The sequence below is a fragment of the Arthrobacter sp. QXT-31 genome (assembly GCF_001969265.1).
Classification (GTDB): Bacteria; Actinomycetota; Actinomycetes; order Actinomycetales; family Micrococcaceae; genus Arthrobacter.
This window is the reverse complement of the sequence record NZ_CP019304.1, coordinates 642,800-662,121: the sequence shown is the minus strand read 5'-3', so window position 1 is coordinate 662,121 and position 19,322 is coordinate 642,800. Positions and strand designations below refer to the sequence as shown.

Sequence of the window (19,322 nt, the reverse complement as noted above, 5' to 3'; positions counted from 1 at the left end):
GAATCAGCGCTCCGTGGCCAGCGGCCGCTCAGGCGTGTGCAGCCGGGTCATCACCCTGGTGATGGTGCGCGGCACCCGGGACCGGGTGGCCCGCGACGTCACCACCATCACCGTGAAGGCCGCCGGCACGGTCCAGGCCGCGGGCTGCGCCAGCCACGGCGGCGTCCCCGCTACCCCCAGCACCGAGCCCGCCACCATGGCGCCGCCGCACAGCAGCCCGCCCGTCACCATCCCCGCGATGGCACCGGCGTCGGTCAGCCCCCGCCACCAGATGCCCAGCAGCAAGACCGGGCAGATCGTGGATGCCGTAAACGCGAAGACCAGGCCGACGCTGCCGGCCAGGGCCAGCGAGTCCGTCATGAGCGCCAGACCCAGCGGAACGGTGATCGAGATCAGCGCCGCCACCCGGAAGCCGCGCACACTGCCGCCCAGCACATCCTGGCTGATCACACCAGCAAGCGAGACCACCAGGCCGGACGTCGTGGACAGGAAAGCGGCGAACGCCCCTGCCACCACCAGGGCGGACAGCAGCTCGCCAGCCGGGCCGCCCACCAGGCGTCCCGGCAGCAGCAGCACCAGCGCATCCGCCTGGCCCGCCCGCGCCAGGTCCGGGGCGAACAGGCGCCCGGCCAGGCCGTACGCCGTCGGAAACAGATAAAACACGGACAGCAGGCCCAGCACGATCAGCGTGGTCCGGCGCGCCGACTGCCCGTCCGGGTTGGTGTAGAAGCGCACCAGGACGTGCGGCAGCCCCAGTGTTCCGAACAACAGGGCAACGAGCAGCGAGATGCTCTGGTAGGGGCTCGCGGGATCCGCGCCGTCGGGGTTGGCGGCTGGCACCGTCACTGCGGGCGAGCCCTTGTCTGCCAGCACCAGCAGGATGAAGATGAGGGGTACCGCAAGCGCCGTGAGCTTCAGCCAGTACTGGAAGGCCTGGACGAAGGTGATGGAACGCATCCCGCCAGCCACCACGGTGAGGCATACCACCACCACGACGGCGGTCGAGCCCGCCCAGGCGGGCAGCCCCGTGGTGGTCCGGATGGTCAGGGCGGCGCCGTGCAGCTGCGGAACGATGTAGAGCCAGCCCACAATGACCACGGCCAGGCTGGTTACCCGGCGCACGGCACGTGAATCCAGCCGCGCCTCGGTGAAGTCCGGGATGGTGTAGGCCCCGGAACGGCGCAGCGGCGCGGCCACGAACAGCAGGAGCATCAGGTACCCGGCGGTGTAGCCCACGGGATACCACAGCGCATCCGTGCCGGACAGCAGGATCAGGCCGGCCACGCCCAGGAAACTGGCCGCGGACAGATATTCCCCGCCGATCGCCGACGCGTTCCACCACGGCGGCACGGTCCGGGAGGCTACGTAGAAGTCGCCGGTGGTCCGCGAGATCCGCAGTCCGTAGAAACCGATCACCGCCGTCGCCACGGAAACGGCGGCCACCGCCGCAATGCCCACTGCAGGATTCACCCCAGCATCACCGGTCACCTGCGAGGTCTCGGTAACGGGCCTCGTTGCGTGCTGCACTGCGGATGTACAGCCAGGCACTGATTCCTGTCACGGGATAGATCCCGGCCCCCAGCAGGAGCCAGTCCAGGGGGATTCCGGCGAGCCGGGTCTCAGCCATCTCCGGTATCGCCGCAAGCAGCAGCGGAAAGGCGCCGAGGATCAGCAGGAATCCGCCGGCGACCACCAGGGCAAGCCGGAGCTGGGAGCGGATCAGCGAGCGGACGAACACCTGGCCGACGGCCGACTCCTCGGCAGACTCGCGCGGGTCGGCCGAGGAGTCGGGATAAATGCGCGACGCCGAACGGGGCGCCGTGACCCTGACACGGGTCATGCCTGCGGCCGGATCCTGGTTGCCTCAAGCTTCTCGCGGACGGCCGGCAGGTGCCGGCGGCTGATCGGCAGTTCGGCGTCCTCGACGGAGACGCTGGGCCGGCCGGCGGCGAGCCTGAGGTGCGAGACGTGGGCGAGTGCCACGAGGTAGGAACGGTGGGTGCGGATGAAGCCCGCGTCCGCCCACTGCTGTTCGAGGTCTGCCAGCGGAACACGGATCAGGTAGCTGGCATCGGCGGTGTGGAGCCGCGCATAGTCGCCCTGGGCCTGGACGTACGTGACGTCTTCGCGCCGGATCATCCTGGTGGTGCCGCCCTGGTCCACGGTGATCATCTCCGGCGCGGCCCCGCCGTCGCGGATCAGCTCACTGATCCGGCCCACGGAGCTGGCCAGCCGCTCGGCCCGCACGGGTTTGAGCAGATAGTCCACAGCCGCCAGCTCGAACGCCTCAAGCGCACAGTCCTCGTCGGCAGTGACAAAAACGACGGCGGGCGGCCGGCTGCTGCGGGAAATGGCCCGGGCGATGTCCAGGCCGGACACTGCCGGCATGTGGATGTCGAGGAAGACAGCGTCCACAGCGCCGGCTTCGAGGACCCGCAGGGCCTCGGCGCCGGAGGAGGCGCGCAGGATGGTGCCGATCCGCTCATCACGGCCGAGGAGGAAGGCAAGCTCCTCGACTGCGGGCAGCTCGTCGTCGACGACGAGAACGTTAATCATGGTCCTAGGTTATCTTTCCGGGTCCCTGCCGCGGCTACGCGCGCCGGGCGTTCAGGCATCGTGTATTTCAGGCGTCATGGTCCGGCTGGGACTTGGGGACCCGCATGGTGATGAGCGTGCCTTCTCCGGGAGCCGTCTCGATCACCAGGCCGTGGTCGTCCCCGTACACCTGCCGGAGGCGGGCATCGACGTTCCGCAGCCCCACATGCTCGCCGTCCGTGTGGCCGGCGAGCATGGACTGCAGCTGCACCGGGTCCATGCCCACGCCGTCGTCCTCTATGGTCACCTCGGCGAACGCGCCCGAATCATTGGCGCAGATGGTGATGTGGCCGGGCCCCTCCTTGGCCTCCAGGCCGTGCCGGACCGCGTTCTCCACGAGCGGCTGCAGGCTCAGAAAGGGGATCACCGTGCTCAGCACCTCCGGCGCGATCCGCAGGCTGACCTGAACCCGCTCACCGAACCGTGCCCGCTCCAGCAGCAGGTACCTGTCGATGCACCGCAGCTCCTCGGCCAGGGTGGTGAAGTCCCCGTGCCGGCGAAACGAGTACCGGGTGAAATCCGCAAACTCCACCACGAGTTCCCGGGCCCGGGCCGGGTCGGTGTTGATAAAGGAGGCGATCGCGTTCAGCGAGTTGTAGATGAAGTGCGGGCTGATCTGGGCGCGGAGTGCCCGCACCTCGGCCTCCATCAGGAGTGTCCGGGAGGCGTCCAGCTCGGCCAGCTCCACCTGCGCTGCCACCCAGTCGGCGACTTCGGTGGTGGCACGCACCAGCCCCGCTCCTGCCTGCGGTGCGAAGGCAGCCACGGCGCCCACCACCCGTGCGCCGGCCCGCACGGGAGCCACGACGGCGGCGGCAACGGATCCGGATTTGGGGGAGTGGAGCTGCAGGTCGGCAGCGTTGAACACCTGCGTCCTGCCGCTGGCCAGGACCTCCGCGGCCAGGCCCGCCAGCCGGGGCCGCAGCTCCTCGGCCGTCCCGTCCCAGGCCAGCACGCCGGACACGTCGAGGATGGCCAGCGCGTCACAGCCGAGCAGGGCCCGCAGCTGGCGGCTGGCTTTTGCAGCGCCAGCGGGGTTCAGGCCGGTCCGCAGGTGGCGTCCGGCTTTCGACGCGGCGTGGAGGGTGTTGTAGGTGGCCCGTTCGGCGTCAGTGCCCAGGTCGCGGAAGGAGCGCAGCACCTTCAGGCCGATGGCGACGACGGCGGCCACCGCGAGCGCGATGACGGCCACGGCGGCCGCGGAATAGAGAGGCGAGTCCGGCATGCTGCCCAGCGTAGCGCGTGCCGTTTGGCGCAGCATCGACGCCGTTGACCGACCGGAAGCGCGCATCCACTATAAAAACATCCGCGCTACGACGCACAGTGAGGACAGTCACATTTGGCTGGTGAATCGTGCAGCCGGTGTGGGAGACAGTCTCAATGAGGAGGAATGATGGGTAACGATGCCCGAACTCCGGACGCCCCGGCGTCCGCGGACTTCGAGGAAGTCCAGGCCACCCAACAGTTCAGGGAGTTGCGCAAGCGCCACCGCAGCTTCGTGTTCCCCATGGCCATCGCGTTTCTGCTCTGGTACTTCGCGTACGTCATCCTTGCCGCCTACGCCGTGGACTTCATGTCCACCAAGGTGTGGGGCAACATCAACATCGGCATCATCATGGGGCTGTTGCAGTTCGTGACCACCTTCGCCATCACCGGCTGGTACGTCAGCTACTCGAACAGGCGCCTGGACCCGATCGCCACCGACATCCGGCACGGCATTGAGGGCCACGAGTACGACAAGACCGGCAGCACGGCATCAGGCAGTTCAGTAGGCGGAGGAACACAATGATCAGCATTCCCACAGCGGTTGACGTCTCGGCGCTGAAGGACACCACGCTGCTGAACATGGGCATCTTCGGCCTGTTCGTCGCAGTCACCATGGTGATCGTCTTCCGGGCCAGCCGGAACAACAGGACAGCAGCCGACTACTACGCCGCCGGCCGCTCCTTCACCGGTTCGCAGAACGGCACGGCCATCGCGGGCGATTACCTGTCGGCTGCCTCCTTCCTGGGCATTACCGGGGCCATCGCCATCAACGGATACGACGGCTTCATGTACTCCATCGGCTTCCTTGTTGCCTGGCTTGTGGCCCTCCTGCTCGTCGCCGAACTGCTGCGGAACACCGGCAAGTTCACCATGGCGGACGTCCTGTCCTTCCGCCTTCGGCAGCGCCCGGTCCGCATCGCCGCCGCCATCTCCACCCTGGCCGTCTGCTTCTTCTACCTCCTGGCCCAGATGGCCGGTGCCGGAAGCCTGATCTCCCTGCTGCTCGGCATCAGCGACTGGGGCGGACAGTCGCTGGTGATCATCGTCGTCGGCGCGCTCATGATCATGTACGTCCTGATCGGCGGCATGAAGGGCACCACCTGGGTGCAGATCATCAAGGCCATCCTACTCATCGCCGGTGCCGCCGTCATGACCCTCTGGGTCCTGGCCATCTACGGGTTCAACCTCTCCAGCCTGCTGGGCGGCGCGGTCGAGGCGGCGAACAACCCGGCCGTTCTGAACCCCGGCCTGCAGTACGGCAAGACCGAAACATCCAAGCTGGACTTCATGTCCCTGGGCCTTGCCCTGGTGCTGGGCACCGCCGCCCTGCCGCACGTGCTCATGCGCTTCTACACCGTCCCCACCGCCAAGGAAGCCCGCAAGTCCGTGGTGTGGTCCATCTGGCTGATCGGGCTGTTCTACATCTTCACTCTGGTCCTGGGCTACGGCGCCGCTGCCCTGGTGGGTGCGGACACCATCAAGAACGCGCCGGGCGGCGTGAACTCGGCAGCACCGCTGCTGGCCTTCCACCTGGGCGGGCCGCTGCTGCTGGGCTTCATCTCGGCGGTGGCTTTTGCCACGATCCTCGCCGTGGTCGCCGGCCTCACCATCACCGCTGCCGCCTCGTTCGCGCATGACATCTATGCCAATGTCATAGCCAAGGGAAAGGCCGACGCCGACACTGAAGTTAAGGTCGCACGCCGCACCGTGATCGTGATCGGCATCCTCGCCATCCTGGGCGGCATCCTGGCCAATGGCCAGAACGTGGCCTTCCTGGTGGCCCTGGCCTTCGCGGTGGCCGCCTCGGCCAACCTGCCCACCATCATCTACTCGCTGTTCTGGCGCCGGTTCACCACCCAGGGAGCGATCTGGAGCATGTACGGCGGGCTCGCCTCCGCGATCATCCTGATCGCACTGTCGCCGGTGGTGTCCGGCGGTGCGACGTCCATGATCAAGAACGCCAACTTCGCCATCTTCCCCTTGAGCAACCCGGGCATTGTGTCCATCCCGCTGGCCTTCCTGCTGGGCTGGCTGGGCACCGTCCTGGACAAGAAGCAGGAGGACCGCAGCAAGCAGGCCGAAATGGAGGTCCGGTCACTGACCGGGGTCGGCGCCGAGAAGGCCGTGGAGCACTAGCGTCTTCCGTCCGGCCTTACCAGGGCAGGAGCCTCCGCGATAAAGGCAGGAGCCCCCGCGCACCGTGAACTGCGCGGGGGCTCCTGCCTTTGTGGCCGCCGGCGCACTTATGGCGCGTGGTGGCCTCCGGTGTGTTCACCGTGCGGGACCGCGAACTGGCCTGCCGTCGACGCGGCGAGTCCCGGCGTCGTAATGGCGGCAACCAGCAGTGCCCCGGCGAACGCGGCGGCGAGCAGCTGACCGGCGCCCAGCCGGGCAGCAGCGTTCCGGCCCGGCATGCCGGGAAGTTTCTGCGAGCTGCGGCGGAGCCATGAGGTGGCCGCGAGGACCATGAGGGTCAGTAGCAGGGCGGCGAGGTGGCTGATGCCCAGGCCCGCCATTCCGGTCCCGGCCCCCAGCGTGATGGCCGCCACGTGCGCCGCGGCAGCGGCGGGCAGCACTGCGGCGAAGGTCCGCGGCAGCGGGAAGCGGTTCCTGCTCAGCCCGGCAATGGTCCATCCCAGCAGGACACCTCCCCAGACGAGGGCGGCCGCGGCGCCGGCCACCCTCCCGGGGAGGACAGGGCCGGCGGCCGCGAACAGGCTGGAGGACACGGCCAGGTTTACCGCTGCCGCACCGAGCCCGGCGAAGCCCGCGAACAGCCGCACGGCATCGGAACGGAACGTTTGCTGCGGTGCCGGGGCTGCCGCGATGGCCTGGCTGGTCATCATCTCTTAGGCGCCGGGTCTTCTAGGCGCGGGCCGTGGCGGGGACCTTGTCCAGGGACAGTCCGACGCCGAGCAGCAGGACGGCGCTCGCCAGGTGGAGTACGTTGTCCGCGCCGTTGAGGGCAATGATGTTCAGCGGCGAGTTGAGCAGGAACAGGCCGACGATGCCCACCAGCAGGTACACGGCACCCACTGCCGTGTTGACGGTGCGCGCCAGCTGGACGTCCTTGACACCGGCGTAGAGCAGTGCGGCGCCAATGGCCAGGTGGATCACGTTGTGCAGCGGGTTGACTTCGAAGATGATCAGGTTGGCGCCTTCGGTGGAGAAGAAGCCCACTCCCGACGTCACGGCGAAGCCAACGAGTCCCACCAGCAGGTAGACGGCTCCGAAAACGGTGGCGACAAGTCGGTTGGGTGAGTTGCGCATGGCCCATGTCCTTCCGGTTGGGGCCGGGCAGGTGCCCGGCCTGGGTGCGGAGTCCCCGGGCGGGACCCCTCGGAAGCAATTCGGCCCTGGTATGCGCTTGGATGGGTGGACGGTCAAAAAAGAGGATCAGGACTTAGGCCGGAGCCGGATGGTGACCATTTTCAGGTCGTCCTTGCCGGCGAACCGGTACACGAGTTCAATGTCCTTGTCCTGGCATTTGATGAGCCCTGCGACATCCGCGATGTTGTTGCCGTTCTCGGTAGTGACCTTGAGGTCGTCGTAGGCCGTGGTGCAGGACGGATCGAGTTGGAGGCTCTGGACGCCGGAAGCGAAGCCCTCGCGGCTCAGCTGCTCCTTGAGGCTGGGGTCCATGTAGTCGTTGTAGGCCTTGTCCGTGTCGCCCGCGATGACCAGCTTGGTGAAGCCGTCCGCAAGGTCCCCGGCCTGCCTGGTGCCGCCGCCGCCCACGAGGTTCATCAGGAGCCACGCCCCGACGCCCACCAGCAAGAGCACGCCCGCCACAATGCCCGCCACGAGCCAGGTGCCCTTGCGGCTCCTGGCTGCCGGCACGCCGGGCAGGCCGAACGGAGACGGCGGGAGCGGCCTCCGGCCAACCGGCTGCTGCGGACCAGGCTGGCTCGGACCAGGCTGGCTCGGGCCGGGCTGGCTCGGGCCGGACGGATAGGGACCCGGCTGGTTCGGGCCGGACGGATAGGTGCCGGGCTGCTGCGGAGCAGGCTGTTGCCCGCCCGGCTGCTGCGGGGGGAGCGGGGGATTGCTCAAGGGTGGCCTTTCCGGCACCGCACCAGCGGCGCTCCAAATAACGGGCACGCCGGCGCCCGGTCACGTTTGTGGAATAGCCTATAGCGCCCGCGCGGACGAACATCGATGTTTCCCGCGGTTACAGCCGGCCGGCCATGCTCACTCTCCGGCTGAGTTGCGGTCCAGCAGCGGCTGGATCCGGAACGGGATCAGTTCCCCCATGGCCAGGGCGGTATCGGTCCGCTCGACACCGTCGCAGGCCAGGATCTTCCCGTTGATCCGGAAGAGGTCTTCGGCGTCCAGTGCCACCACGCGCAGCAGCAGGTCCGCAGAGCCGGTCAGGCCGTAGCCCTCGAGGATCTCCGGTACGGCGGCCAGATCATCGGCGAGGGAACCGAGCTTCTGCTGCTGGACGTGGACCGAGATGAAGGCCATGAGCGGATACCCCAGGGACACCGGATTGATGCGCCGCTCGAACGAGAGGAAGGCGTGCTTCTTCTCAAGCTGGGCCATGCGCGCCTGGACGGTGTTGCGGGAAAGGCCGAGCTTTTGCGCGAGGGCCACCACAGTACGGCGGGGATCCTGCGCCAGGGCGGAGAGCAGCCGCGTGTCAGTGCCATCCAAAGCTTGCATAATGCGCAAGGCTAGCACGGTCTGAGTCCGCCAAACAGTGCATTCTGCTCAGTTTCCACCGCAGTGGTTGTACCACTTGAACATTGTGAGTATGGTCACAATTAACCGGGGCAAAGGCGCCCGGGAGGCCGGAATGCGGCGGTATCACAAGTCCTGCCGCGGGATGGTTACACGACGTCAGAAGGTTGCGGCAACAGTGGTGACAGACGATGCGGGCCAGGGCGGAACAACCGCCGGCCGGGACAACAAGGCAGGGCACCAGGGTGGCGCAGGCCACAGCATGGTTCAGCTGATCACCCCCGCGGGGGAGCGCGTCAGCCATCCGGAGTATGACCCCTGGGTCAAGGACATCTCGGACGAGCAGCTGTGCTCGCTTTACGAGGACCTGGTGGTGATCCGGCGGATCGACAAAGAGGCTACCGCCCTGCAGCGCCAGGGTGAGCTGGGCCTGTGGCCACCGCTGCTGGGCCAGGAGGCCTCGCAGGTGGGCTCCGTGCGGGCCCTGCGGGACGACGACTTCATTTTCCCCAGCTACCGCGAGAACGGTGTGGCCTACTGCCGCGGGGTGGACCTGCCGGACATTCTGCGCGTCTGGCGCGGCGCCGCCTCCGGCGGGTGGGACCCGTACACGGTCAACATGGCAATACCGCAGATCGTCATCGGGGCGCAGGCGCTGCATGCCACCGGGTACGCCATGGGAATCCAGAACGACGGCGCCGATTCCGCGGCCATTGTTTACTTCGGCGACGGAGCCACCAGCGAGGGCGATGTCAGCGAGGCCATGGTCTTCGCCGCCAGTTACCAGGTCCCTCTGGTGTTCTTCTGCCAGAACAACCACTGGGCCATCTCCGAACCGGTGCGCCTCCAGTCCCACACACAGCTGGTGGAACGCGGGATCGGATTCGGACTCCCGAGCATGCGCGTTGACGGCAACGACGTGCTGGCGGTCATGGCAGCCACGCGGGTGGCCCTTGACCGTGCCCGCCGCGGCGGCGGCCCCACCTTCATCGAGGCCGTCACCTACCGGATGGGACCGCATACGACGGCGGACGATCCCACCCGGTACCGCGACCCCAACGAACTCGAGGACTGGGCGGCCAAGGACCCCATCGGCCGGGTCCATGCGCTGCTGGACCGGAAGGGCCTGTTTACCGAGGAGTTCGAAACCAGCGTGCGGACCAAGGCAGACGCCGTCGCCCGCGAGCTGCGGGCCGGCTGCGTGGACATGCCGGACCCCGCCCCCCTCGACGTCTTCAAGCACGTCTACAGCACCCCCAACTCCTGGCTGGAACGCCAGCAGGACCACTACTCCCGTTACCTTGCCAGCTTCGGCGATCCCGACGCGGCAACCCAAGAAGAAGGTGCACGCTGATGACGCAGATGACCTTTGCGCGGGCAATAAACTCCGGCCTTCGCAGATCCCTCGACAACGATCCCAAAGTGGTCCTCATGGGCGAGGATATCGGCACCCTTGGTGGTGTCTTCCGCGTGACCGACGGGCTGCAGAAGGACTTCGGCAAGCACCGTGTGGTGGACACGCCCCTGGCCGAGTCCGGGATTGTGGGTACCGCTGTGGGCCTGGCCTACCGCGGGTACCGCCCGGTGGTGGAAATCCAGTTCGACGGCTTCGTCTATCCCGCCTTCGACCAGATCGTGTCCCAGGTGGCGAAGATGCATTACCGCAGCCGGGGCACCGTGAAAATGCCCATCACCATCCGCATCCCGTTTGGCGGCGGCATCGGGTCCCCGGAGCACCACTCCGAGTCGCCTGAGGCTTACTTCGCGCACACCGCGGGCCTGCGCGTGATTACGCCGGCCAGCCCGCAGGATGCCCACACCATGATCCAGCAGGCCATTTCCTGCGACGACCCAGTGGTGTTCTTTGAGCCCAAACGCCGCTACCACGACAAAGGCGAGGTGGACGAGGCGCTCGATCCTGCTTCGGCCCCGCCGATGGGCCAGGCCCGCCTGGTCACGGACGGCAGCGACGTCACGCTCGTCGCCTACGGGCCGCTGGTCAAGACCGCCCGCGATGCTGCCACGGCGGCCGCGGACGAGGGAGTCTCTGTGGAGGTCATCGACCTGCGCTCGCTGGCTCCCGTCGATTTCGCCACCGTGGAGGCCTCCGTCCGCAAGACGGGCAGGCTGGTGATCACCCACGAGGCCGGGCAGTCGGGCGGACTCGGCGCGGAGGTTGCGGCCAGCATTACCGAACGCTGCTTCTACCACCTTGAGGCCGCACCCGTCCGCATCACCGGGTTTGACGTGCCATACCCCTATTCGAGGGTGGAGATGCACCACCTTCCGGATCTTGACCGGATTCTCGACGGCGTGGACCGCGCGCTGGGCCGGCCGAATTCGCTGAGCGGGCTGGAAGGATGACCGCCACCATGATCAAGGAATTCCGGCTGCCCGATCTTGGCGAAGGACTGACCGAATCGGAAATCGTCAGCTGGAAGGTGGGGGTAGGGGATACCGTCAGCCTGAACCAGGTCATTGCCGAGGTGGAGACTGCCAAGGCGGTGGTGGAGTTGCCTTCCCCGTTCGCCGGTGTCATCACCGCCCTGCATGAACAGCCGGGAACGGTCGTGGAGGTGGGCAAGCCGATCGTCTCGTTCGAGGTGAAGGACGACGCCGGCACCCAGCCTGCCGCTGCTGCCCCGGCTGAGGCGGCGCTCCCCAAAAGGGAACCCAACCTCGTCGGGTACGGCGCCGTGGTCGAAAGCACCGGCCGCCCAGTCCGGCGGCAGCGCACGCTGGCCGAGCCGGCCGAGCCCCGGCCCGTCGAGACCAAGCCCGTCGAAACCAAAGCCCCGCTGGCTGAGCCTGCCGAAATCAGGCCTGTGGAAACCAAGCCTGCCGAAACCAAGTCCGCTGAGCGCCCGCGTTCCACACCGCCGGTCCGGAAGCTTGCCAAGGACCTGGGTGTCGAACTGGAAAAGGTGGCCGGAAGCGGTCCCAGCGGCCTGATTACCCGGGACGACGTCCGCAACTTCGTGGGCGGCGGGGACCTTCCCGCAGCGGCGCACGAGTTGGCGGCACAGCCAGCGGCACCCCAGGCTGCGCCACACGGCGAGCGCGAGGTCCGCACGCCAATCAAGGGTGTCCGCAAATTCACGGCCGCCGCGATGGTCAGCAGTGCCTTCACGGCGCCGCACGTCACGGAATTCCTCACGGTGGACGTCACGCCGGCCATGGAACTGCTGGCAAGGCTGAAGGAGAGCAAGGCCTTTGCCGGCCACAAGCTGACGCCGCTGACCCTCGTGGCCAAGGCCGTGCTGATCGCGCTGCGCCGCAACCCCGGGCTCAATGCCAAGTGGGACGAGGCCAACCAGGAGATCGTGCAGTTCAACTACGTGAACCTGGGTATCGCGGCCGCAACCCCGCGCGGGCTCACCGTCCCCAATATCAAGGACGCCGACCGCCTGGCGCTCGTGGACCTTTCCACGGCGCTCGCGGAACTGACGGACACCGCCAGGGCAGGCAAGACCAGCCCGGAGGACCTTTCAGGTGGCACCATCTCCATCACCAACATCGGTGTCTTCGGGATCGACGCCGGCACGCCCATCCTCAACCCGGGGGAGGCCGCGATCCTCGCCATGGGCGCCGTCCGCAAGATGCCATGGGAGTACCAGGACCAGGTCGCACTGCGGCAGGTCATGACCTTGAGCCTGTCCTTCGACCACCGGCTGGTGGACGGTGAGCAGGGCTCCAGGTTCCTGGCTGACGTCGGTGCCCTGCTCGCGGATCCCGGCATGGCCCTCGCAATGGCCTGATCCTTCACCGCAGTTTCTTTCGAGCCTGCAACCAAAACGGGGTACTTTGGCGCCGCAGTGGGGGTTTGATGGCCCCAACGTCGGCGTGTCCGTATCGAAGTGCCCCGTTTTGGCCTGGCGGGAGGTTCGCCGCGGCACCCTGGCCCAGGGATGCCGGATAGGCGCGGGGCCAGCAGGGGGAGGGCTCAGGTGCCGAGCGGGCTGGACGTCACCAGCAGGGCCGCCAGCGCCATGTTCTCCAGGAGCGGCCGGGCCGACCTGATGGCCATCCGCCGGCCGTGGTTGCGGACAGAGTGCGGCGTCGAGTTGATGAGGCCGAAGGTTGCCAGGGCGCGCATGCGCAGTTCTGCGGTGTCTGTGGTGCCATGGATGCCGGCGAGCACGTCAACCCACACCTCCACGTAGCTGCGCTGCAGGGCCCGCACCTGCTCCTGGTCTTCACTGGTCAGGTTGCTGAAATCCCGGTCCTGGACCCGGATCACGTCGGGGTTGCTGAGGGCGAAGTCCACATGGAACTGCACCAGACGGGCCAAAGCCGCGGAGGGTTCGGCGGCGTTGGCAACCACGCGGCGGCCGCCGTCGAGCAGGTCCTGGCTGACAGTGAGCAGCAACGCGCCGAGCACGGCCTGCTTGCCCGGGAAGTGGCGGTATACGGCCGGTCCGCTCACTCCGGCTGCGGCCCCGAGGTCCTCGAGGGAGACCCTGTTGAAGCCGTTGCCGGCGAAGAGCGTGGCCGCGGCTGACAACAGCGCCTGCCGGCGGGATTCCTTCGCCCGGCTGCGCTGGGTGGGGCCGGGTGTTGAATCAGGGCCGGGCGCTGTTTCTTGGCCGGGCGCGGCCCGGCCGGCAGCGGTGAGCTCTCCGTGATCTGTGGTGGGCACATTTCCTCCTCGAAAACCCAAAGAACTCTACCAACATCCTGTGTTGGACATCACAGTCACTAGAGACTAACCTAAACTCAGTTACGAGGCACTAACCGAAATGCGGCGCGACTGCCGCCGGAAGTGCCCGGGAATGGAAGCGGTCAATGGAGACACTCGCCAGCCGGCTGGATACCGCCGGTAGCGCGTTTGAGGCGAACAGCCTTGCGCAGCGCGCGCTCGCCGACGAGCTGCGGAAACGTCTTGCCACCACGGCGCTGGGCGGGCCGGAAAAATCCCGTGAGCGGCACATGTCCCGCGGCAAGCTGCTTCCCCGGGAGCGGATTGACCGGCTTCTCGACGACGGCAGCCCCTTCCTTGAGATTGCCCCGCTGGCAGCGAACGGCATGTACAACGACGATTCACCCGGCGCCGGCATCATCACGGGCATCGGCCTGGTGCACGGCCGCCACGTGCTGGTCATTTCCAACGACGCCACCGTCAAGGGCGGCACCTACTATCCCATGACGGTCAAGAAGCACCTCAGGGCACAGGAGATCGCGCTCGAAAACCGGCTCCCGTGCATCTACCTGGTGGATTCGGGCGGGGCCTTCCTCCCGAAGCAGGACGAGGTGTTCCCGGACCGGGACCATTTCGGCCGCATCTTTTACAACCAGGCCAGGATGTCGGCCGCGCGGATTCCGCAGATCGCCGCCGTCATGGGCTCCTGCACCGCAGGGGGCGCCTACGTTCCCGCGATGAGCGATGAAACGGTGATTGTCCGCAACCAGGGAACCATCTTCCTGGGCGGGCCGCCCCTGGTGAAGGCGGCCATCGGCGAGGTCGTCAGCGCCGAAGAGCTCGGGGGCGGCGAGGTGCACTCGCGGATTTCCGGTGTCAGTGACCACCTCGCCGAAAACGACGAGCACGCCCTGCAGATCGTCCGTGACATCGTGGCCACACTGCCGGTGCCCGCGCAGCCCGTCTGGGACGTGGACGCCGCCGTCGAACCCGTTGCCGAGCCCGGCCAGCTCTACGGCGCCGTCCCCACGGACGTCAATGCGCAGTACGACGTCCGGGAGGTCATCGCCCGGCTGGTGGACGGCAGCCGCTTCCATGAGTTCAAGAAGAATTACGGTGCCACCCTGGTGAGCGGATTCGCCCGGCTGCACGGACACCCCGTGGGCATCGTGGCCAACAACGGCGTGCTCTTCAGCGAGTCGGCACTCAAGGGCGCCCACTTCATTGAACTCTGCGACCAACGCGGCGTCCCGCTGATCTTTCTGCAGAACATCTCCGGCTTCATGGTGGGCAAGGACTACGAGCAGGGCGGCATTGCCAAGAACGGCGCCAAGATGGTCACCGCCGTCGCCACCACGCGCGTGCCCAAGCTGACGGTGGTGATCGGCGGGTCCTTCGGTGCCGGCAACTACTCGATGTGCGGGCGGGCTTATTCACCGCGCTTCCTGTGGTTGTGGCCCGCCAGCCGGATTTCCGTCATGGGCGGCAACCAGGCCTCCAGCGTCCTGGCCACCGTCAAGCGCGACCAGTATGAGGCAGCCGGGCAGGAGTGGTCCGCCGAGGAGGAAGAAGCCTTCAAGGCTCCCATCCGGCAGCAGTACGAGGACCAGGGCAGCCCCTACTATTCCACGGCACGCCTGTGGGACGACGGCGTGATCGACCCCGCGGACACCCGCACGGTCCTGGGCCTGGCCCTCGACGTCGTCTCCCGCGTCCCGCTGCCGGAGCCCTCCTTCGGCCTCTTCCGGATGTGAGCCTGACATGACTATCGAACGTAAGTTCCGCACGGTCCTGGTGGCCAACCGCGGCGAGATTGCCTGCCGGGTGATCAGGACCCTGCGCGCCATGGGAATCCGTTCCGTTGCGGTCTACAGCGATGCCGACGCCGGTGCCCGCCACGTGCGCGAAGCCGACACTGCCGTCAGGATCGGGCCCGCCGCGGCGGCCGAGAGCTATCTCAGCATCGACGCCATCATCAGGGCGTGCCAGGACTCCGGTGCCCAGGCGGTGCATCCGGGCTACGGGTTCCTGAGCGAGAATGCCGACTTTGCCCGGGCACTGGAGGCCGCCGGCATCGCCTTCATCGGCCCCGGGGCCGAGGCGCTGGATGTCATGGGGGACAAGATCCGCTCGAAAAACCACGTGGCGGGGTACGGCGTTCCGGTGGTTCCGGGCATCGCCGAACCCGGCATGACGGATGCGGAACTCATCGCGGCCGCCCCGGCCGTGGGTTTCCCCCTGCTGATCAAGCCCTCGGCGGGCGGCGGCGGCAAGGGAATGCATGCCGTGGACCGGCCAGAGGACCTGCCGTCCGCCCTGGCCACCGCGCGGCGCGTGGCTGCGGGCGCGTTCGGGGACGACACCCTGTTGCTGGAACGCCTGGTGACGTCCCCACGGCACATCGAGGTGCAGGTCCTGGCCGATACCCACGGCAACGTCATCCACCTGGGGGAGCGCGAGTGCTCCCTGCAGCGGCGGCACCAGAAGGTCATCGAGGAGTCCCCGTCACCGCTGCTGGAATCACTGCCCGACGGCGAGGCCGTCCGGGCGAAGATCGGCGAGGCGGCCTGCCAGGCCGCCCGCAGCGTCCACTACACCGGTGCCGGCACCGTGGAATTCCTGGTGTCGGACGACTCGCCGGATGAGTTCTTCTTCATGGAGATGAACACCCGGCTCCAGGTGGAACACCCGGTGACGGAAATGGTCACCGGCATTGACCTCGTCGAATGGCAGGTGCGCATCGCCGCCGGCGAGGTGCTCACCGTCGGGCAGGACGACGTCGTGATTAACGGCCACGCAGCGGAGGCACGCGTCTACGCCGAAACCCCGCACCGGAACTTCCTGCCCTCCTCGGGCGAGGTGGTGCTCCTCGACGAATACGGCACCGCGTTCGGGACCGGGGTCCGGCCGGAACGCCAGGACGAGGGCGTCCGCATTGACTCATCGCTGCTGCCGGGGCTGCAAATCTCCAGCGACTACGATCCCATGCTGTCCAAGGTCATTGCCTGGGGAACGGACCGCAAGGCCGCGCTGGACAGGCTGGACGCGGCGCTGGAGCGGTACACCGTCCTGGGCATAGATACCAATGTGGAATACCTGCGGCTCCTGATCAATGACGACGACGTCCGCGCCGGCCGGCTGGACACGACGCTGATCGACCGGAGGATGCCGGACCTGGCGTTCCGGGATGCCGGCGAGGCAGAGTTTACGGCTGCCGCCCTGACATTCTGGACGCGCGAGGCCGCGGCTGCTGAAGACGCCGGCGCGGTCGCTTTCAGTGGCAGACGGACAGGTCCCCGGCCGCCGTGGGACAGCGCACGGGGCTGGCGCCTCGGTGCCCCGGCACCATGGCGGATTAACTTCGGCCTTCCCGGCGGCGGCATGGCCACCGTGGGTATCACCTGGCAGGGCGACGCCGGCCATGCCCTGGTGCGCGTCGGCGACGGCCCGGAGCGGACGGTGCGCGTCCTCGGAGCGGCGGGTGCCGCCGTCGGGCCGGACGGCCGGGAGCATGCCGCAGAGTCCGCTGCCGGCGTCATCAGGTTCGAGCTGGAGGACCAGCAGCACACGTTCGCCGTGGGGATGTCCGGGGAGCTGCACGGCAGCGCCGGCCTTCGCGCGCAAGCGCGGCCGCGGCACGTTTACGTCGGCAGCGGCGGCTGGGCCTGCGGACTCGAGGTCCTCACCCGCGAGAGCCGGCTGGAGCGCGTGCTGGCCGCCATCGAACGGGAAGAAGGCGCGGCCGATCCGGAAGTCCGGTCACCCATGCCCGGAACGGTTGTCTCCGTGGCGGTGCAGGAGGGAGATCCCGTGGCCGCGGGACAGGTGCTGCTGTCCGTGGAGGCCATGAAGATGGAGCACCAGCTCGTGGCCGAAGTCGCCGGGACCGTTCATGTCAGCGTCAGCACGGGTGACCTCGTCAGGGCAGGCCAGACCGTCGCCACCATCCACCCGGCGGACACTTCCGGCCCTGTATCGGAAGGCACCGCAACCCACGATGCAACAGATGAACGTAAGGAGGCCTAACCATGGCCGATTTTGACCTCAGCGAGGAGTACCAGGACCTCAGCAAGACCGTCCGGGAGTTCGCCGACGAGGTGGTGGCACCCGTCTCCACCAAGCACGACGAGGAACACAGCTTCCCCTACGAGGTAGTGGCACAAATGGCCGATATGGGCCTGTTCGGCCTGCCGTTCCCGGAGGAATACGGCGGCATGGGCGGCGATTACTTCGCGCTGGCACTTGCGCTGGAGCAGCTGGGACGGGTGGACCAGTCAGTTGCCATCACGCTCGAGGCCGGTGTTTCGCTCGGCGCCATGCCCGTTTTCCGCTTCGGCACCGAGGCCCAGAAGCAGGAGTGGCTGCCGCTGCTCGCGTCCGGAAAGGCGCTCGCGGGCTTTGGCCTGACCGAACCGGAGGCGGGCTCGGACGCCGGCGGCACGAAGACCACGGCCCGGCTGGAGGACAGCGGGGACGGAAAAAACTGGGTCATCAACGGCAACAAGGAATTCATCACCAACTCGGGAACGGACATCAGCAGGCTGGTGACCGTCACCGCTGTCACCGGCCAGCAGGAGCGCAAGGACGGCAGCGTCAAGAAGGAGATTTCCACCATCCTGGTGCCCACCGACACGCCCGGGTTCAAGGCGGAGAAGGCGTACAACAAGGTGGGCTGGAATGCGTCGGACACCCACCCCCTGACCCTGCGGGACGTCACTGTGCGCGAGGCGAACCTGCTGGGGGAGCGGGGCCGCGGCTACGCCAACTTCCTGTCCATCCTGGACGAGGGCCGGATCGCCATCGCTGCCCTGGCCACCGGCGCTGCGCAGGGCTGCGTGGATCTTTCGGTCCGCTACGCCAAGGACCGCAGCGCCTTCGGCACCAATATCGGCAAGCACCAGGCCATCTCCTTCAAGATCGCCCGCATGCAGGCACGCGCCCATACCGCCCGACTTACCTACTACGATGCGGCCGCCCGGATGCTCGCCGGCAAGCCGTTCAAGACCCAGGCGGCCATAGCTAAGATGGTCGCAGGCGAGGCGGCCATGGATAATGCGCGGGATGCCACCCAGGTATTCGGCGGCTATGGCTTCATCAACGAGTTCACCGTGGCGCGCCACTACCGGGACTCCAAGATCCTGGAGGTCGGGGAGGGCACCACGGAGGTCCAGCTGATGCTTATCGCCCGCGAACTCGGGCTGTAAAAGGCCAGGTGGCCGTGTCTGTCGAGAGTCTGTGGAGACGCCGAAAGGATCAAGGATGATTGACAAGGTTGTTGCCAGCGCTGACGAAGCGGTAGCCGACATATCCGACGGCGCATCGCTCGCCGTCGGGGGTTTTGGCCTGTGCGGGATACCGGTGGCGCTCATAGATGCCCTCCACCGCCGCGGCACCAAGGACCTCGAGACCGTCAGCAACAACTGCGGCGTGGACGACTGGGGCCTGGGCGTCCTCCTCAGGGACGGCCGGATCCGGCGGACTGTCAGCTCGTACGTGGGGGAGAACAAAGAGTTCGCCCGGCAGTACCTCGCCGGCGAACTTGAAGTGGTCCTCACCCCGCAGGGCACCCTCGCCGAAAAGCTGCGCGCCGGCGGCGCCGGCATTCCCGCCTTTTACACGAAGGCGGGCGTGGGGACGCAGGTGTCCGACGGCGGCCTGCCGCAGAAATACGACGCCGACGGAGGCATCGCCATCGCGTCCCCGCCAAAGGAAGTGCGCAGCTTCGATGGCGTCGACTATGTCCTGGAGGAATCACTGACCCCCGACTACGGCCTGGTCCACGCCTGGAAGGGCGACCGGCACGGGAACCTCGTCTTCCACGCGACGGCCATGAACTTCAACCCCCTCTGCGCCATGGCGGGACGGATCACGATTGCAGAGGTGGAAGAACTCGTGGAGCCGGGCGAGCTGGATCCGGAGCACGTCCACCTGCCGGGCATCTTTGTCCAGCGCGTGGTGGTGGTGCCCGAGTCCGAGAAGCGCATTGAGAAGCGGACCGTGGCACTGTCTGCGGCGTCTGCAGCCCAGTCCGGAAGCACCGGCGGCGCCGAAAGCACCAGTGCAGCCGGAAGCACCGGGGCCGCAGGAAGCACCGGCGGGACCGAAAATACCGCAACCAGCGAACAGGCAGGAGCATAGG

Annotated in this window: 18 protein-coding genes; 9 read left to right on the top strand and 9 right to left on the bottom strand. The window is 67.5% G+C overall.

The genetic code is table 11. From position 1 onward, the window contains the following. Window positions 1-3: 3 nt before the first annotated feature. The 4 genes from BWQ92_RS03105 to BWQ92_RS03090 form a co-directional block, all read right to left on the bottom strand. The gene (locus tag BWQ92_RS03105; RefSeq protein ID WP_076803475.1) at window positions 4-1,470 is read right to left on the bottom strand and encodes a sodium/solute symporter; all 1,467 of its coding nucleotides are present in this window, start codon (window positions 1,468-1,470) and stop codon (window positions 4-6) included. A 7-nt stretch (window positions 1,471-1,477) separates the two neighbouring features. Next, window positions 1,478-1,840 (bottom strand): hypothetical protein, encoded by a 363-nt coding sequence (locus tag BWQ92_RS03100; protein WP_076798192.1) that lies wholly within the window; start codon window positions 1,838-1,840, stop codon window positions 1,478-1,480. After that, window positions 1,837-2,556 (bottom strand): LytR/AlgR family response regulator transcription factor, encoded by a 720-nt coding sequence (locus BWQ92_RS03095; RefSeq protein ID WP_076798190.1) that lies wholly within the window; start codon window positions 2,554-2,556, stop codon window positions 1,837-1,839. The genes BWQ92_RS03100 and BWQ92_RS03095 overlap by 4 nt, the downstream gene beginning before the upstream one ends. A gap of 67 nt (window positions 2,557-2,623) precedes the next feature. Further along, window positions 2,624-3,820: a sensor histidine kinase gene (locus BWQ92_RS03090; protein ID WP_076803474.1), complete on the bottom strand. Its 1,197-nt coding sequence runs from the start codon at window positions 3,818-3,820 to the stop codon at window positions 2,624-2,626. 168 nt (window positions 3,821-3,988) lie between these two features. On the opposite strand from BWQ92_RS03090, the gene BWQ92_RS03085 reads away from it, so the two are divergent. Both BWQ92_RS03085 and BWQ92_RS03080 read left to right on the top strand, forming a co-directional pair. Next, entirely contained in the window at window positions 3,989-4,384 is a 396-nt protein-coding gene (locus BWQ92_RS03085; protein ID WP_076803473.1) for a DUF485 domain-containing protein, read from the top strand. Beyond that, on the top strand, window positions 4,381-5,997 hold the full coding sequence (locus BWQ92_RS03080) for a solute symporter family protein (protein WP_076798188.1): 1,617 nt from the start codon (window positions 4,381-4,383) through the stop codon (window positions 5,995-5,997). The genes BWQ92_RS03085 and BWQ92_RS03080 overlap by 4 nt, the downstream gene beginning before the upstream one ends. 107 nt (window positions 5,998-6,104) lie before the next feature. Here the strand turns inward: BWQ92_RS03080 and BWQ92_RS03075 are convergent, their stop codons facing one another. The 4 genes from BWQ92_RS03075 to BWQ92_RS03060 all read right to left on the bottom strand — a co-directional run bounded on the left by BWQ92_RS03075 (window position 6,105) and on the right by BWQ92_RS03060 (window position 8,526). Then, window positions 6,105-6,707, bottom strand: a complete 603-nt coding sequence (locus BWQ92_RS03075; RefSeq protein ID WP_236783091.1) for a hypothetical protein — start codon at window positions 6,705-6,707, stop codon at window positions 6,105-6,107. Window positions 6,708-6,726: 19 nt separating this feature from the next. After that, window positions 6,727-7,131 carry a DUF4383 domain-containing protein gene (locus BWQ92_RS03070; RefSeq protein ID WP_076798187.1) on the bottom strand — a complete coding sequence of 135 codons (405 nt, stop codon included), beginning with the start codon at window positions 7,129-7,131 and terminating at the stop codon, window positions 6,727-6,729. A 126-nt stretch (window positions 7,132-7,257) separates the two neighbouring features. Then, window positions 7,258-7,914, bottom strand: coding sequence for a hypothetical protein (locus tag BWQ92_RS03065; RefSeq protein ID WP_076798186.1), 657 nt, complete (start codon window positions 7,912-7,914; stop codon window positions 7,258-7,260). A 138-nt stretch (window positions 7,915-8,052) separates the two neighbouring features. Further along, window positions 8,053-8,526, bottom strand: coding sequence for an Lrp/AsnC family transcriptional regulator (locus tag BWQ92_RS03060; protein WP_076798185.1), 474 nt, complete (start codon window positions 8,524-8,526; stop codon window positions 8,053-8,055). A gap of 196 nt (window positions 8,527-8,722) precedes the next feature. Here BWQ92_RS03060 and pdhA point away from each other — a divergent pair, with 196 nt between their 5' ends. From pdhA to BWQ92_RS03045, 3 genes are read left to right on the top strand one after another with little or no spacing between them, the layout of a single operon-like run. After that, the gene (gene pdhA / locus BWQ92_RS03055) at window positions 8,723-9,898 is read left to right on the top strand and encodes a pyruvate dehydrogenase (acetyl-transferring) E1 component subunit alpha (RefSeq protein ID WP_076798184.1); all 1,176 of its coding nucleotides are present in this window, start codon (window positions 8,723-8,725) and stop codon (window positions 9,896-9,898) included. Then, complete coding sequence (locus tag BWQ92_RS03050) at window positions 9,898-10,908, top strand: alpha-ketoacid dehydrogenase subunit beta (RefSeq protein ID WP_076798183.1); 1,011 nt, start codon at window positions 9,898-9,900, stop codon at window positions 10,906-10,908. Before pdhA ends, BWQ92_RS03050 begins: the two co-directional genes overlap by 1 nt. Before the next feature lie 8 nt (window positions 10,909-10,916). Beyond that, on the top strand, window positions 10,917-12,302 hold the full coding sequence (locus tag BWQ92_RS03045; RefSeq protein ID WP_083706426.1) for a dihydrolipoamide acetyltransferase family protein: 1,386 nt from the start codon (window positions 10,917-10,919) through the stop codon (window positions 12,300-12,302). Window positions 12,303-12,487: 185 nt separating this feature from the next. Here BWQ92_RS03045 and BWQ92_RS03040 read toward each other — a convergent pair whose 3' ends face one another. Further along, window positions 12,488-13,183: an SACE_7040 family transcriptional regulator gene (locus tag BWQ92_RS03040; protein ID WP_076798181.1), complete on the bottom strand. Its 696-nt coding sequence runs from the start codon at window positions 13,181-13,183 to the stop codon at window positions 12,488-12,490. A gap of 146 nt (window positions 13,184-13,329) precedes the next feature. Between BWQ92_RS03040 and BWQ92_RS03035 the strand changes: the two genes are divergently transcribed. The 4 genes from BWQ92_RS03035 to BWQ92_RS03020 are packed head-to-tail and all read left to right on the top strand — an operon-like array spanning window position 13,330 to window position 19,321. Further along, window positions 13,330-14,937, top strand: coding sequence for a carboxyl transferase domain-containing protein (locus BWQ92_RS03035; protein WP_076798180.1), 1,608 nt, complete (start codon window positions 13,330-13,332; stop codon window positions 14,935-14,937). A 7-nt stretch (window positions 14,938-14,944) separates the two neighbouring features. After that, on the top strand, window positions 14,945-17,209 hold the full coding sequence (locus tag BWQ92_RS03030; RefSeq protein ID WP_076798179.1) for an ATP-binding protein: 2,265 nt from the start codon (window positions 14,945-14,947) through the stop codon (window positions 17,207-17,209). A gap of 2 nt (window positions 17,210-17,211) precedes the next feature. Continuing rightward, complete coding sequence (locus BWQ92_RS03025; protein ID WP_076798178.1) at window positions 17,212-18,387, top strand: acyl-CoA dehydrogenase family protein; 1,176 nt, start codon at window positions 17,212-17,214, stop codon at window positions 18,385-18,387. Between the two features lie 55 nt (window positions 18,388-18,442). After that, window positions 18,443-19,321 (top strand): CoA transferase subunit A, encoded by an 879-nt coding sequence (locus BWQ92_RS03020; protein ID WP_076798177.1) that lies wholly within the window; start codon window positions 18,443-18,445, stop codon window positions 19,319-19,321. Window position 19,322: the final 1 nt, after the last annotated feature.

Bases quoted from the DNA above. Each gene is read 5' to 3' on its own strand.
- BWQ92_RS03090 (WP_076803474.1), bottom strand. From the start codon at position 3,820: ATGCCGGACTCGCCTCTCTATTCCGCGGCCGCCGTGGCCGTCATCGCG.
- BWQ92_RS03095 (WP_076798190.1), bottom strand. From the start codon at position 2,556: ATGATTAACGTTCTCGTCGTCGACGACGAGCTGCCCGCAGTCGAGGAG.
- BWQ92_RS03020 (WP_076798177.1), top strand. From the start codon at position 18,443: ATGATTGACAAGGTTGTTGCCAGCGCTGACGAAGCGGTAGCCGACATA.
- BWQ92_RS03035 (WP_076798180.1), top strand. From the start codon at position 13,330: ATGGAGACACTCGCCAGCCGGCTGGATACCGCCGGTAGCGCGTTTGAG.
- BWQ92_RS03100 (WP_076798192.1), bottom strand. From the start codon at position 1,840: ATGACCCGTGTCAGGGTCACGGCGCCCCGTTCGGCGTCGCGCATTTAT.
- BWQ92_RS03080 (WP_076798188.1), top strand. From the start codon at position 4,381: ATGATCAGCATTCCCACAGCGGTTGACGTCTCGGCGCTGAAGGACACC.
- BWQ92_RS03060 (WP_076798185.1), bottom strand. From the start codon at position 8,526: ATGCAAGCTTTGGATGGCACTGACACGCGGCTGCTCTCCGCCCTGGCG.
- BWQ92_RS03025 (WP_076798178.1), top strand. From the start codon at position 17,212: ATGGCCGATTTTGACCTCAGCGAGGAGTACCAGGACCTCAGCAAGACC.
- BWQ92_RS03070 (WP_076798187.1), bottom strand. From the start codon at position 7,131: ATGCGCAACTCACCCAACCGACTTGTCGCCACCGTTTTCGGAGCCGTC.
- BWQ92_RS03045 (WP_083706426.1), top strand. From the start codon at position 10,917: ATGATCAAGGAATTCCGGCTGCCCGATCTTGGCGAAGGACTGACCGAA.
- BWQ92_RS03050 (WP_076798183.1), top strand. From the start codon at position 9,898: ATGACGCAGATGACCTTTGCGCGGGCAATAAACTCCGGCCTTCGCAGA.
- BWQ92_RS03075 (WP_236783091.1), bottom strand. From the start codon at position 6,707: ATGATGACCAGCCAGGCCATCGCGGCAGCCCCGGCACCGCAGCAAACG.
- BWQ92_RS03030 (WP_076798179.1), top strand. From the start codon at position 14,945: ATGACTATCGAACGTAAGTTCCGCACGGTCCTGGTGGCCAACCGCGGC.
- BWQ92_RS03085 (WP_076803473.1), top strand. From the start codon at position 3,989: ATGGGTAACGATGCCCGAACTCCGGACGCCCCGGCGTCCGCGGACTTC.